This is a genomic window from Parundibacterium terreum (assembly GCF_014636315.1).
Lineage (GTDB): Bacteria > Pseudomonadota > Gammaproteobacteria > Burkholderiales > Burkholderiaceae_D > Undibacterium > Undibacterium terreum.
Genome location: NZ_BMED01000003.1, coordinates 438270 through 452139, shown reverse-complemented (window position 1 = coordinate 452139; position 13870 = coordinate 438270). Strand labels below are relative to the sequence as shown.

Here is a 13870-nt window from a genome sequence, read left to right as displayed (position 1 = left end):
AGATTTGTGATAGCGCGCATACACTAGCCGTTTAATTGCTCGTTGTTTCATCTTAGTCTCTGGATCAGCAGCAAATTACTGGTATTGAAATCATTATCTAAGCGAACTGATTGACGGGCAACCGGCTTGCAAGTCAGAACGGGCCGTTACGTAATCGATGTCCCACACTTACTTTCTGGCAATACCGGCAGATATTAGCTTAGGAAGCGAAAGTAAAGGATTCTAATAGCGAACAATTCCCACTAATGGTGGCCCCTCTGGACCGTCGTCAAGAGGGTTATTTAATTATGTTCACTATATGTGAGACTGCAGATGACCCGCAAGGCGTTTTCAAAGAGTCCAGTAATGTTGTCAAAGAAGATGGGATTCTTTGAGCTAGCCAAGACCGAAGCCAAAACAAATCATTCCTAAGAAAGCAATTAAATTTTCTTCGACTCTCTATCTTTCTCCAATCTTCTAAACTCTTCTAGGATCCCTTTTACTGCGCCAATAACCGGTGCAAAAAAACCGCGAGGTGTCTCTTTCGCTGCCATCCAAATTACTTTTAAGACATGACTCATTCTCACCTCTCTTTGGCACAACTCACTTTAAATATAGCACGAGAACCGCAAGGAATAACATTGCGTCGTTAACTTCATTTATCAGGAATAATGGAAGAAATTTTTATTCCTGTTTTAGGCAAAGTCTGCCATAGTCAACTCGAAAACGTAATGCAACTACAAGAAAGGATTTGACATGAAAGTTGCAAGGGCCGGTAAGAGCCGGATGGCTAAAGCCTCGGTGGCTATGAACGGGAGTCCCTCCGAGAATTATGAAGCATTGCTAGCCAAGGCAACTGATATCGCGAAAAATATGCAACCAGGCATGGAGCAACGGGCAGCAAAATTGCGCGCCCTTAACATGAACGATGGCGGGTTATTAGCCGGACCAGTAAAGAAATGAGGGATTACCAATTGCCGAATGCAGCAAGCCTGGGTCGCGTTGTTTGTAGGTATCCCTTTCGAACACATTGAGAGCTGTTCTACGGCCGACTCTAAATTTCAATTTACAAAATTCGGTGACTGAAACGCGATCAATATGAATTACCTGGATTATTCGCAATCCAATCAAGGTGCAACCAGAACGCCTACCACCATGCCCGAGAACGATATCAGAAGAGGGACCGTTGCCGGCGCTGGGATGCCCGTGGTGAACGGTAGATAAATGGAAATTCGCAATAATCAAATAAATATGCTTACCGGAACCTTAAAACGCCCGGCTAGTAACTTAATTTGACGGGTGTCCAACTGCTGCTTCCCACAAAGAATATCCGACACTTCATCCTCGCTGCCTATCTCCGGCATATCGGATTGCGCAAGATGATGCTGCTCCATTAGAAAGCGCAGTAACTCAACAGGCGCGATCGCCGGGACTGAGTTCTGCGCGCTTTCGTAATCAGCGACCAGCAATCCCAATACGTTCGTTAGATCGGCTAGCGGCGAGAATTCGTTGGCTGCTCCCGTGTCTAGCAGTTGATTGATAAATACCACGGCATTGACGTAGTCATTCTTCGTGCGAATAGGGCGCAACGGTACAAGCGATGCCAGCGCTTGAAACCGTATAGTGATTTGTTCAATAGCACTGTGTTCCATTGTGCCTCCAAATTTATACTGTAACTTAACTCAATTATCAATTCATCTGCAATTTTTAAACTCAAATTCACCCGCCGTCGAGGGTAATGGTACTTTTCGTACAAATTGAAGCGCTTGGAGCAAATAACTCTGAGAGTGAATTGAGGTCCACCGCTTCAGTTAAAGCCAGTTACAGGCTAATGCGTGCGCCAGTTAGTCCCGTACACTTCGACTGGAATCAGCTTTACAAAAAGGAGCGGGTGACCGTTTTTTGCGCGAACGGCAATGCGCAAAGTAGCCATTGGGAATGGATTTGGTTAGGGGATCAATACATTCAGATAAGTCGCACAAAAAACGAAGGATTTAGGAGTTATATAAATAGAATTCCGAGTTAGCCGAACGTCGACAATAGTGTCATACCATCGATCGCCTCATACCCCAGTCATCCAGTACAGGTAACAGTACTTCCACCTAAACCAGCTGGACCAGCCATTTGCCGAAGGCAACGCTACCGTGCAGGATGCGCAGCACTTCCTGCAAGCGGTATACACGCCGGTAGATCGCGGAGTTACCGCGCCAGTGCGCAAGCGAGCCAGGGACTTGCTCAAGTCTGTTGGCGCCGTAATCAACACGCTGTGGCCGGCTGTCACGACATCTTCCAATGCCAGGCTCATTACCTCACTGCGGTAGATCCAACGGCTCGTGCGGGGCATCAATGTTTTTGATGGGGGCGTGCCTTGTTGGATTTGCCTCCAAATTTTGGATCATCTTTTTTTACAATTATACATTTTTTGGCATCGTCGAAATATTGCGTACCACTCGGACATTCGCACGACTTACCATCCAACGATAATTTACTTCCGATTGGGCAATTTAACATTGTGAACGCGAAGGTCTGACAGCCATACCCACTGTCACCATTGCAAGCATATTGATTTCGGAGTTGAGCCCCAAATGGCCCCATTCCACAAATCGGATACGGCTGGTTGGGATTGGTATGCTCAGCAAAATAAGTACAGGATGCTGTTGGGTCAGATAGGTCAGACGCCATCATCCCGCCAGTTCTCCACAAGCCCTTAACCGTACTAGTTGAAGCAATACTGGCTCCCGAATAAAGTATGAATAGTACGCTCAAGATAACCATAAAGATTATCTTTTGTATGTTGATACTGAGGAAGCCAACACTGTTTTTCGCATGAATATGTCGATTATTTGAAGCTGTGACCCAGCCAAGTTGTAACGCCAAAAATTTTAAATGCATTAAGTTCTCCGGACTAGTTTCTTGAGGTGAATTGAAATTCGATAACCCGATTAAAAAATTGGCTATGCCATATTGCCGTTCTATTTTTATAGAATGCTATCATCAATGGAAATATTTCCTAATAGAAATTATTCTCACACAACTTGTTTTTCTTGCTAAACCCCATTTCTTGAAAGATACGCCAGTAAACAGATATCCATAAACGCCCGCCAGTTGCCTCGCTGCAGGTTCGCACAGCTTGAGCAGGGATGAAGATTTGGGATTAGAAGGGGAAAATGGGAATTTCAGGACTTGCTCATTGATTGGATTTATAAAGCGGATACTTTCAAAAACGTGAAATTCAAAACATTAATAACTTCTTCAAAGTAATTTTTGATAAATTCAGACTTAAATGAAAAAAATCCGGTCGAATTCAGAGTTAGCTGCATTTTTTGTTCAAAATTAGAAGCTTACGAGTTTTGTAACTTATTGAAGTTTATATAAACAGAGTTTCGAGTTAGCTGAACGTCGACATTTGTGTCAGCAACCAGATGACGCCCCCTGACTTTTTCCTTTCTTGCGGGCCAGGCGGTGGCAGATGATTTGTACAAAATCATGACAATTTCCAGACATCTGCAGAGGGATTGATATTGGCAAAAAAGTTACGCTTCGCCATCACATCAAGGCATTGGCCTTGATGATATAAAAAAGAAAAGGCAGCGAAGATGAAGAAATGTATAGGAATCAGCAGCGCAGCAATGCTCACCATTACCCTGGTTGCTTGCGGTGGATCGGTGGAATTGAACCCTCCGCCACCACCGGTGCCGGTACAACTGAGTGTGGATTTCAATAGCTCTCCAACAGGCTGGGTAGGAGGCTACTCCGACTTTAGTACCTCTACAAAACCGAATGATGTGGTCACCGATTTCAAAACCCTGCCTGCACCATTTTCCGGCAAAGGCCTGTATGTTTTCGGCACCAACAGAAGCGATGACCTGTTTATCTACGTCAAGAAAAAATTTACCGGTTTCGCACCGAATAAGCAGTATGCGCTGGACTATCAGATTACTTTCCTCAGCAATGCCGCTTCCGGCTGTATTGGTGTAGGCGGAGCTCCCGGCGAGAGTGTTTACGTCTATGGCGCGGCGGCTGCCATCGAGCCTCTGACGATGCAGGCCGGCGAAGAATACAGCATGAATATCGACAAGGGTAATCAAGCCGCACCGGGTAAAAATGCCTTGGTACTGGGAAATATCGCTAACAGCAGTACCAATTGCGGCAATGCGCCATATCAGGAAAAAAACCTGGCCAGCAAAACGCCGCTGCAAGTCACGGCCGATGCCAGCGGTGCGATATGGCTATTGCTGGGTCTGGATTCCGGCTACGAAGCTGCGAGTCAGATTTACTATAAGTCCATCGTCGTGACAGCCTCGCCTACCGGCCGTTAATTACGCAAAGCGGTAATCCCGCACATCCAGAGCCCCTCCAGGGCTGAACCTGCGCCCTGGAGCCTCTGTTTGCCAACACATCGCGAGCTCCCTGAAGCCCAGGGAGCTCGCCATCCTCATCTCCTGCAATCAGTTCTTTGCAATTTCGCAGTTTGCGCCTATCCTAGCAATTAATGCCTAAATTGCAATAAATGGTGAGCTTGCCAAGCACCTTGTAGCAATAGGGCATGGACAGAATCAAGCCACCTGCAAAGACACTAACTGATACAAGAGAAATCATGTCAACTCTCGCCTGCCGTTTGATCCATGCCAGCAACCTCGCCTATAGCATCCCGCAGACAGGGGCAAACTTTGATCCGGCAACCATTGCCGCTGCCGTCGCCAATGTCGGCTTCCTGCCTGCAACACTGCAATTTTTCCGGGCTCCGACTCAGAATCAAATCAATGCCTGCTACTACGGAGAAACGGCCACCGAAGCCATCCTGAGTTTTCGAGGCACCCTGCCGCCGACCAATGCCTCGCTGGACGGCTTTTTCCGCTCACTGCTGGACTGGATCAATGACGGCGATATCAAACTGGTCAAGGGATCCAATCTGGCCGGTATGGTGCATAGCGGATTTCTCAAATCCCTGGACGAACTGTGGGACTGGATAGATGGCCTCCATCTGAAAAAAGTCGTCGACGGCGGTAAATCACTGAGGATTACCGGTCACAGCAAAGGCGGCGCCCTGGTATATCTGGCCGCATATCGGCTGGCGCAACTCGGGGTCAAGGTTGCCAGCGCTTACAGCTATGCAGGCGCCCGCGCCGGAGACGAAGCCTTTGCCAAGGCTTACGATCAGATGGTCAAGAACGGCAATATCCAGGAAGCGTTGCGCTTCGAATACCAGAACGACCTGGTTCCTCATCTACCTCCATCCACTAGTTCCTGGCGCGTGATACAGCAGGGATTGACGCTGATACATAACAAATTCCCCCTGGCCGCACCACATGCGACAGCCAGCCCGGCGGTGGTACGCGACGTGGACAATTTCCTGACCCAGTTCGATCACATTTCCAACTGGCCGTCTTACGTGTCGGCTGGCAAGCTGCAATTCATAGACTGGAGCAACAACATCGTCGCCGACTCGTTTTCCTTGTCTACCGACCGTAACCTGCGGCTTGCCACTGCGATGGCCGAGTTCAAATTTGAAGAAATTGCGGGCGACCATTCCAGCACGGGCGGCTATATGCAAATCCCCTGCAAAGTCTGACGCCCAGCGATACGCCCTCCCCCGCAGGTTGAAAAACGCCGGCTGACTGCAGACCAAGCTCCGTTTTTCAAGAATCTCTGTTTCTGCCACGCATTCCTTCAGGTTTATGCGTGCGTCTTGCCGCCCATGCCAAAAACCAATAGACTAAGGCTAGAGACAATCACAATCCGGCCCTGCTCACCATCCAGTTTCCTCTCTGATGGCGCGATATAAGGTCGAGTGCACCGAAAATTACAATCATGCGTATCTTGCTTGCAGAAGACGATAGCGTACTTGCCGACGGCCTGACCCGTTCCTTGCGGCAATCCGGCTATGCCACCGATTGCGTCAACAATGGGCAGGAGGCCGATTCCGCATTGTCGACGCAGGATTTCGATTTGCTGATCCTGGACCTGGGCCTGCCTAAAATGAGCGGCCTGGAAGTATTGCGGCGTTTGCGCGCGCGCAACTCACATCTGCCGGTGCTGATACTGACCGCAGCAGATTCCGTCGAGCAAAGAGTCAAGGGCCTGGACTTGGGCGCTGACGACTATATGGCCAAGCCCTTCGCGCTGTCGGAACTGGAAGCCAGGGTGCGCGCACTGACGCGGCGCGGTGCCGGCGGCGGCCCCACCTTGATTACCCACGGCCCGCTCACCTATGACCAGGTAGGACGCATCGCCTACATCCGCGAACAAATGCTGGACCTGTCCGCGCGCGAACTTGGCTTGCTGGAAGTCTTGCTGCAACGTACCGGCCGCCTGGTTTCCAAGGAACAGTTGGTTGACCATCTGTGCGAATGGGGTGAAGAGGTCAGCAACAACGCAATTGAAGTGTATGTACACCGTTTGCGCAAAAAGATTGAGGTAGATGGCGTGCGCATCGCCACCGTGCGTGGCCTGGGTTATTGCCTGGAAAAATTCTTTGTCGCTCCCGCGCCAAACCCGGCATCCGCAAGCACACCTGCAGGTTCAGCGGCATCCTCGATAAGCACGCCAAAAGCCACTGACACAGAGCCCACATGATGCCGGAAAGCGGCGCGCACGAAACCGCTGCCCCTGTTGCCACATCCGTACCGGATAGCAAAATCCACAGCCAGCCGCCGGAAAAAATTCAGCGCTCGCTGTTCGGCGAGATCCTGGACTGGATGCTGGCACCCTTGCTATTGCTATGGCCGCTCAGCATCGCCATCACCTACCTGGTCGCCAAATCCATCGCCAACCAGCCCTTTGACCGCGCCTTGGAAGATGATGTACTGGTGCTGGCGCAGCAGGTTAAGGAAGTGGACGGCAAAGTCGTCACGCAACTTTCCAATCCTGCGCGCGATATCTTGCGCGCCGACGATCTGGACAGCAGGTATTTCCAGGTAAAAGGCAGCAAGGGCGAACTGATAGACGGCGACCGCGAGCTGCCACAACCCAATGACGAAGAAAAACCGCTGCCGGGTGCGGTCACGCTGCGCACCGACAATCTGCGCGGCATAGAAATCCGCGTAGCCTATAGCTATATAGATTTGAACAGCCGGGCTAGCCTGGGCTATGGCCCGGGGAAAGGCAAGGCCGAGCCGCATCTGGCGCTGGTGCAAGTCGCGGAGACTCTGGAAAAACGCACTGTGCTGGCCAACGAAATCATCAAAGGTGTGATCCTGCCGCAATTCATCATCCTGCCGGTAGCGCTGGCGCTGGTCTGGTTTGCGCTATCACGCGGCTTGTCGCCGCTGGCCGAACTGCAGCATAGGATACGCGCCCGCCGCCCTGATGATCTGAGTCCCATCGATTCACGCCAAGTACCGGAAGAAATTTCCCCACTGGTACGCTCGCTGAACGACATGCTGAGCCGCTTGGCGCAAACCATAGAAATACAAAAACGCTTTATTGCCGACGCCGCGCATCAGATGAAAACGCCGCTGGCCGGCATGCGCATGCAGTCTGAGCTGGCTTTGCGCGAAACCGACCAGGCAGAGATACATCGCTCGCTGCTGCAGCTCTCCAAAAGCTCGGAAGCCGCAACCAGGCTGGTGAACCAGTTGCTAACACTGGCACGCGCAGAAAATCAAACTCCCGCGACCAAGCCGCTGGTGCCGGTGGAACTCGCCGAGCTGGCCCGCAGCACCGTGCAGGACTGGATACAAACTTCATTCACCTACGGCATAGACCTGGGTTTTGAACAACCAGGGTATCCGGTGATGATCGTCGGCAATCCGCTGATGCTGCGCGAGCTGCTGAACAATCTGATCGACAATGCACTGCACTACACGCCGAAAGGACAAAGCGTTACAGTCAGGATACGGGTTGCAGACAATGAGCAACTGGCAATACTGGAAGTGGAAGATAATGGCCCCGGCATACCGCCATCGGAACGCAGCCGCGTGTTCGAGCGCTTCTACCGCATACTGGGCAGCAATGTCGCAGGCAGCGGGCTGGGCCTTTCCATCGTTAGGGAAATTGCCCAGCAACACGATGCGCAGATTGAGATCGTCAACAACTCTCGTAATCAGGATCCGAAATATCCAGGCTGCGTGTTTCGCATTGCGTTTCGGATGAATCCGCACTCCAGCACACACTCGGCCTATATAGGGGATTTCGGCTAATGGAAAATTCTATCGACGAGGGCATGACGGCGCAGTCCCAGCGCAGATACAGTTGCTGGCCGCAGACGCGGCGCCTCAGCGCATACTTGCTGGCCGCATGGTTCGTCATGACTTTTGGCATGCTGTTCTTCGCGCGTGAATTATCCAACGTGTATTTCTTCGGCTGGTCGCTCCCCTTATACATGGCAGCACAGGGATTAAGCCTGTTTTATGTCTTGATACTGGCTGTGTACTCCCTTGGCATGCGGCGCATAGAAAAATCCGGAAAGGGCAAAGCCTGATGGCGCAAAAAAGCTTTACCAGAAGACTGACCATCTACTACTTCTGGTACACCGTATTGTTTTTTGTCTTTCTGATCAGCCTTGCCGTACTGGAAAAAGAAGGTGTGCCCAGGGTATGGATAGGTTATCTGTTCATGTTCGCGACCATCGTCATCTACGCCGGCATAGGCGTAATGAGCCGCACTTCGGATATCTCTGAATACTATGTGGCAGGCAGGAGGGTACCGGCCGTATTCAACGGCATGGCCACCGCCGCCGACTGGATGTCGGCCGCCAGCTTTTTGAGCCTGGCAGGCGGTATCTACCTGACGGGCTTCGACGGCCTGGCCTACATCATAGGCTGGACCGGCGGCTTTTGCCTGGTGGCGCTGCTGATCGCGCCGTACCTGCGCAAGTTCGGCCAGTACAGCATTCCCGATTTTCTCGGTACCCGTTATGCGGGCAAACACGGCAGCAATTTTGTTCGTGTGCTGGCGGTCATCGCCACCGTGATCATTTCGTTCACCTATGTGGTGGCGCAGATCTACGGCGTGGGCCTGATCACTTCGCGTTTTACGGGCGTGGACTTTTCAGTCGGCATCTTCCTCGGCCTCGCGAGCATCCTGGTCTGCTCCTTCCTCGGCGGCATGCGGGCCGTGACCTGGACCCAGGTGGCGCAATACATCATCATCATCGTGGCTTACATGATTCCGGTCACCTGGCTATCGATCAAGCACACGCATATGCCAGTCCCTCAGCTAGCCTACGGCAGTACATTACCGGCACTGAACGCGAGAGAAAAAGTCTTTGCCAACGATCCCAAAGAGCAGCAGGTCAGGGCCATTTTTGAACAAAGGGCCGATGCCTATCTGGACAAAATCCAGCATCTGCCGGGATCCTGGGAGGAAGGGCGCTACGAGGCGCAGCGCAAACTGGAAGATCTCAAATCGGGCAATGCATCGCTTATTGATATCAAGACCGCGGGCAGGGAGTTAGCCAACTATCCGCAAACACCGCAAGAGGCCGAAGTGCGCTGGACTGAAGCCAGGAACAGCAACCTGGCACGCGCCGAAGTCCCGGTGTCCAACTTCCAGCCTTATGCGGCAAAGAACAAGGAGGATTCCGACATCAAGCGCAACAACTTCATGGCCCTGGTATTTTGCCTGATGATGGGCACCGCGGCCCTGCCGCATATTTTAATACGCTATTACACGCCGCCGTCGGTCAAGGCCAGCAGGGATTCGGTGTTCTGGTCTCTGTTCTTCATCATGCTGCTGTATGTAACCATTCCTGCGCTTGCGATACTGGTCAAATACGATATCTATACCTCGCTGGTGGGTACCGATTTTTCCAAATTGCCGTCCTGGGTCACCTATTGGAGCAGCGTGGACAAGATCAATCCGCTGGTCAGCATTACCGACATCAATCATGACGGCATTGTGCAATTGGCAGAAATCGCGCTGGACGGCGACATCGTGGTACTGGCTACGCCGGAAATCGCCGGCCTGCCCTATGTGATCTCAGGGCTGATCGCCGCCGGCGGCCTGGCGGCTGCCCTGTCTACTGCCGATGGCTTGTTGCTGACCATCTCCAACTCACTGTCGCACGACATATACTACAAAATTGTTGATCCACAAGCATCTACCCAAAAGCGAGTGACCATTTCCAAGCTGCTGCTGCTGGTGGTCGCCCTGATCGCCGCTTATGTCGCCTCGCTAAAACCGGCGGATATTCTGTCACTGGTCGGCGCAGCATTTTCTTTGGCAGCATCCGCATTATTTCCGGCACTGGTCCTTGGGGTATTCTGGAAACGCGCGAATCAACAGGGGGCTATTGCGGGCATCATTACCGGCTTTGCCGTCTGTGTGTACTACATGCTGCATACACATCCCTTATTTGGCGGTAATATAAGCAATCAGTGGTTCCATATCGCCGCCATCTCCGCCGGTGTATTCGGCGTACCGGCAGGCATGCTGGCCCTAATCGGCGTCAGCCTGCTGACCCCGGCAACGGATCTGCACACCTTGGACCTGGTTGACTATATCCGTGAACCGGATTGAAAGGATCCCTATTCCGTGTTTTGAAATACCCTGTCGCGCCCCTGGCATGTTTCTTGATAGTTAGTTTTGTGTAGCTAAATCATAAGTACAACTTTCACGCGAAAACAGGATCATGGCAAAATTTTTCAATGAAATGCATGCCGATGGTAGTGATACCGCGACTAGCACTGATGCAGTACGAGAACATTATCGCGAGTTTGATGCCTGGTTAAAGCGACAGCCGGCCGATACCATCGCCAGGAAACGCGCCGAAGCCGACCTGATGTTCCGCAGGGTAGGCATTACCTTCGCCGTGTATGGCGACGACGCCGGCACCGAGCGTCTGATTCCCTTCGACATCATTCCACGCATCATCCATGCCGAAGAATGGACGCAATTGCGAGCCGGTCTGGTACAGCGTGTGCAGGCGCTGAATATGTTCATTCATGATATTTATCATGACCAAAACATCATCAAGGCCAAGATCATTCCCGCAGAACAGATTTACAAGAATGCGCAATACCGTCCGGAAATGCAGGGCATCTCGGTGGCGTCTGACATTTACGCCCATATCGCTGGGGTCGATATAGTGCGGGCCGGTGCCGGCGAATTCTATGTACTGGAAGATAATCTGCGCGTGCCGTCCGGCGTTTCCTACATGCTGGAAGACCGCAAGATGATGATGCGGCTGTTTCCGGAACTGTTTGCGCGCAACAAGATTGCTCCCGTCGACCATTATCCCGATATGCTGCTGGATAATCTGCGATCAGTGGCACCGATGGGCGTTACCGATCCGACCATCGTCGTAATGACACCCGGCATGTACAACTCTGCCTATTTCGAACATGCTTTCCTGGCCCAGCAGATGGGGGTGGAACTGGTCGAGGGACAGGATTTGTTCGTCAACGACAATGCCGTATATATGCGCACCACGCGCGGCCCCAAACGGGTGGACGTGATCTATCGCCGCATCGATGATGATTTCATGGATCCCCTCGCCTTCCGTCCTGATTCTTCGCTTGGCGTGCCGGGCCTGCTATCGGTCTACCGCTCCGGCAGGGTCACGCTGGCCAATGCCATCGGCACCGGTGTAGCGGATGACAAGTCGATTTATCCTTTCGTACCGGACATGATCAAGTTTTACCTGAGCGAAGAACCTATCCTGAACAACGTTCCGACCTATCAGTGCCGCAAGAAAGAAGACCTGGCCTATACGCTGGCCAACCTGCCTGACCTGGTCGTCAAGGAAGTGCACGGCGCCGGCGGCTACGGCATGCTGGTCGGGCCTGCCTCGACCAAGGCGCAGATAGAAGATTTCCGCCAGCGCCTGCTGGCCAAGCCGGACGGCTATATCGCCCAGCCTACGCTGGCGCTGTCTGCATGCCCTACCTATGTGGAGAGCGGCATTGCGCCGCGCCATATCGACCTGCGCCCGTTTGTGTTATCCGGCAAGACGGTCTCCATGGTGCCCGGCGGGCTGACCCGCGTCGCTCTGCAGGAAGGCTCGCTGGTCGTCAACTCCTCGCAGGGTGGCGGTACCAAAGACACTTGGATATTGGAGAGTTAAAATGCTAAGCCGCACCGCCGATCATTTGTTCTGGATGGCCCGTTATACAGAACGCGCCGAAAATACCGCCCGCATGCTGGACGTCAATGTGCAGACGTCCATGCTGCCGCAATCCGCTGAAGATGCAGAAAAAGGCTGGCGCGCCATGCTGGGCATCTCGGAATTGCAATCCCGCTTTGATAACAAGTACGGGCTATTGAACTCCAAGGATGTCGTGGATTTCATGGTTCGTGACCCGGACAACCCATCTTCCATCTGCGCCTGCCTGACCGGGGCGCGCGAGAATGCGCGCGCAGTACGCGGCACCTTGACCACCGAGGTATGGGAAACCCAGAACGCCACCTGGCTGGACATGTCCAAGCGCATCGATAGCGGCTTGCTGGAACGCGATCCTAGCCAGTTTTTCGAATGGGTCAAGTACCGCTCGCATCTGTCCCGCGGCGTGACGCTGGGCACCATGCTGAAGGACGAGGCCGTGCATTTCATCCGCCTGGGCACCTTCCTGGAGAGGGCAGATAATACCGCGCGTATCCTGGATGTGAAATTCCACGGCGCCACCGGCAAGCGAACTACCGGCAATGAAATCTCGCAGAGGGATTTCTACTATTGGGCAGCGTTGCTGCGCTCGGTTTCCGGCTTTGAAATCTACCGCAAGGTCTACCGCGACGTCATTACACCGGAGCGGGTTGCAGAATTGCTGATGTTGCGCGGCGATATGCCGCGCTCGCTGCTGGCCTGCATGGACGAAGTGGTGAACAATCTGAAAGAGGTGCGCAACGATGTGTCTGCAGAAACGGAACGCTTTGCCGGCAAGCTGCATGCGGAACTGCAGTTTGGCCGCATAGAAGAAATTCTTGGGGCGGGCTTGCATGTGACGCTGACGGAATTCCTGGAGCGCATCAACGAACTGGGTAATCGCGTCAGCCGCGACTTCCTGGTTCCCCTTGCTGCTTAGCCGGCCCGGTTCCCTTATGCGACTATCCATACGCCATGAGACTATCTACCGCTACAGCATGCCGCTGGCGTATACGATACAGCAGTTGCACCTGACTCCGCGTCCCGAACCCCAGCAGAACGTATTGTCGTGGCAGATCAATACTTCAGGCCAGATGCACGCGTATACCGATGCCTACGGCAATCTGTGCCATACGCTGACCATTACCGGCCCGCATGAACAAGTCGCCATCATTGCGCAAGGTATCGTTGAAACCACCAGCCCGGACAGGGGCCGGCTGGCGGACGACAATCCACAGTCGCCGCTGATCTTTACCGTGGCGACCCGCTTGACTGAAGCGACACCGATGGTGCTGGATTTTGCCGCTGACAGCTTGCCGCCGGCTGGGCAAGCGGTACAATCGCAGCACCTGATCACGCTGGCGGAGCGCATTTGCGGTGCAGTGAGTTACCAAAGTGGTGCAACCATCGTCACCACCACCGCCACCGATGCGCTGCAATTGGGAAGAGGCGTGTGCCAGGATCACGCGCATCTATTCCTGGCCTGCTGCCACGCGCATGGAGTGCCGGCGCGCTACGTGTCTGGCTATATCGACCCGGAATCCACCGGCCACGCAGAGAGCCACGCCTGGGTGGATGCGTGGATCAGCGAGGCGGATTTCAATGGTTGGGTCAGCATAGACGTCACCCACGCCCGCCTGATGACCGATGCCTATTGCCGGCTGGCGATTGGCAGGGATTATGATTCGGCGGCCCCGATCCGCGGGGTCAGGCGCGGTGGCGGTAATGAAATATTAACAGTGAAGGTAGAGGTCGTTCCTTTGTTGACAGAATGAACAAAGCCCGCCAGTACGGAAGAAATCGGTGCAGGCCAACATCATTTCAGCAGCCTAAAGTGTAAAATAGTGGTTTTAATCAAGATGTTGCAAA

14 protein-coding genes are annotated in these 13870 nt (G+C 52.9%); 11 read left to right on the top strand and 3 right to left on the bottom strand.

Annotation, left to right across the window (positions count from 1 at the left end; genetic code table 11):
- Window positions 1-419: 419 nt before the first annotated feature.
- Window positions 420-560 (bottom strand): hypothetical protein, encoded by a 141-nt coding sequence (locus tag IEW12_RS16750; protein WP_188567221.1) that lies wholly within the window; start codon window positions 558-560, stop codon window positions 420-422.
- 175 nt (window positions 561-735) lie between these two features.
- Here IEW12_RS16750 and IEW12_RS16745 point away from each other — a divergent pair, with 175 nt between their 5' ends.
- Complete coding sequence (locus IEW12_RS16745; protein WP_188567220.1) at window positions 736-942, top strand: hypothetical protein; 207 nt, start codon at window positions 736-738, stop codon at window positions 940-942.
- 278 nt (window positions 943-1220) lie between these two features.
- On the opposite strand, the gene IEW12_RS16740 is transcribed toward IEW12_RS16745, so the two are convergent.
- Window positions 1221-1631: a helix-turn-helix domain-containing protein gene (locus IEW12_RS16740; protein ID WP_188567219.1), complete on the bottom strand. Its 411-nt coding sequence runs from the start codon at window positions 1629-1631 to the stop codon at window positions 1221-1223.
- Window positions 1632-2123: 492 nt separating this feature from the next.
- Between IEW12_RS16740 and IEW12_RS16735 the strand changes: the two genes are divergently transcribed.
- The gene (locus IEW12_RS16735; protein ID WP_188567218.1) at window positions 2124-2300 is read left to right on the top strand and encodes a hypothetical protein; all 177 of its coding nucleotides are present in this window, start codon (window positions 2124-2126) and stop codon (window positions 2298-2300) included.
- Between the two features lie 22 nt (window positions 2301-2322).
- Here IEW12_RS16735 and IEW12_RS16730 read toward each other — a convergent pair whose 3' ends face one another.
- Window positions 2323-2871 carry a hypothetical protein gene (locus IEW12_RS16730; protein WP_188567217.1) on the bottom strand — a complete coding sequence of 183 codons (549 nt, stop codon included), beginning with the start codon at window positions 2869-2871 and terminating at the stop codon, window positions 2323-2325.
- A gap of 737 nt (window positions 2872-3608) precedes the next feature.
- Here IEW12_RS16730 and IEW12_RS16725 point away from each other — a divergent pair.
- The 9 genes from IEW12_RS16725 to IEW12_RS16685 all read left to right on the top strand — a co-directional run bounded on the left by IEW12_RS16725 (window position 3609) and on the right by IEW12_RS16685 (window position 13776).
- Window positions 3609-4298 (top strand): hypothetical protein, encoded by a 690-nt coding sequence (locus IEW12_RS16725; protein ID WP_188567216.1) that lies wholly within the window; start codon window positions 3609-3611, stop codon window positions 4296-4298.
- Between the two features lie 278 nt (window positions 4299-4576).
- On the top strand, window positions 4577-5551 hold the full coding sequence (locus IEW12_RS16720; protein ID WP_188567215.1) for a lipase family protein: 975 nt from the start codon (window positions 4577-4579) through the stop codon (window positions 5549-5551).
- Window positions 5552-5790: 239 nt separating this feature from the next.
- Window positions 5791-6555: a response regulator gene (locus tag IEW12_RS16715; protein ID WP_188567214.1), complete on the top strand. Its 765-nt coding sequence runs from the start codon at window positions 5791-5793 to the stop codon at window positions 6553-6555.
- Window positions 6552-8120 carry a sensor histidine kinase gene (locus IEW12_RS16710; RefSeq protein WP_188567213.1) on the top strand — a complete coding sequence of 523 codons (1569 nt, stop codon included), beginning with the start codon at window positions 6552-6554 and terminating at the stop codon, window positions 8118-8120. Before IEW12_RS16715 ends, IEW12_RS16710 begins: the two co-directional genes overlap by 4 nt.
- Window positions 8120-8401 (top strand): DUF4212 domain-containing protein, encoded by a 282-nt coding sequence (locus IEW12_RS16705; protein WP_188567212.1) that lies wholly within the window; start codon window positions 8120-8122, stop codon window positions 8399-8401. Before IEW12_RS16710 ends, IEW12_RS16705 begins: the two co-directional genes overlap by 1 nt.
- Entirely contained in the window at window positions 8401-10440 is a 2040-nt protein-coding gene (locus IEW12_RS16700; protein WP_371874550.1) for a sodium:solute symporter family protein, read from the top strand. The genes IEW12_RS16705 and IEW12_RS16700 overlap by 1 nt, the downstream gene beginning before the upstream one ends.
- Before the next feature lie 112 nt (window positions 10441-10552).
- Window positions 10553-11986, top strand: a complete 1434-nt coding sequence (locus tag IEW12_RS16695; RefSeq protein ID WP_188567211.1) for a circularly permuted type 2 ATP-grasp protein — start codon at window positions 10553-10555, stop codon at window positions 11984-11986.
- A 1-nt stretch (window position 11987) separates the two neighbouring features.
- Window positions 11988-12941, top strand: a complete 954-nt coding sequence (locus tag IEW12_RS16690) for an alpha-E domain-containing protein (RefSeq protein WP_188567210.1) — start codon at window positions 11988-11990, stop codon at window positions 12939-12941.
- A gap of 16 nt (window positions 12942-12957) precedes the next feature.
- Entirely contained in the window at window positions 12958-13776 is an 819-nt protein-coding gene (locus IEW12_RS16685; protein WP_188567209.1) for a transglutaminase family protein, read from the top strand.
- Window positions 13777-13870 lie beyond the last annotated feature (94 nt).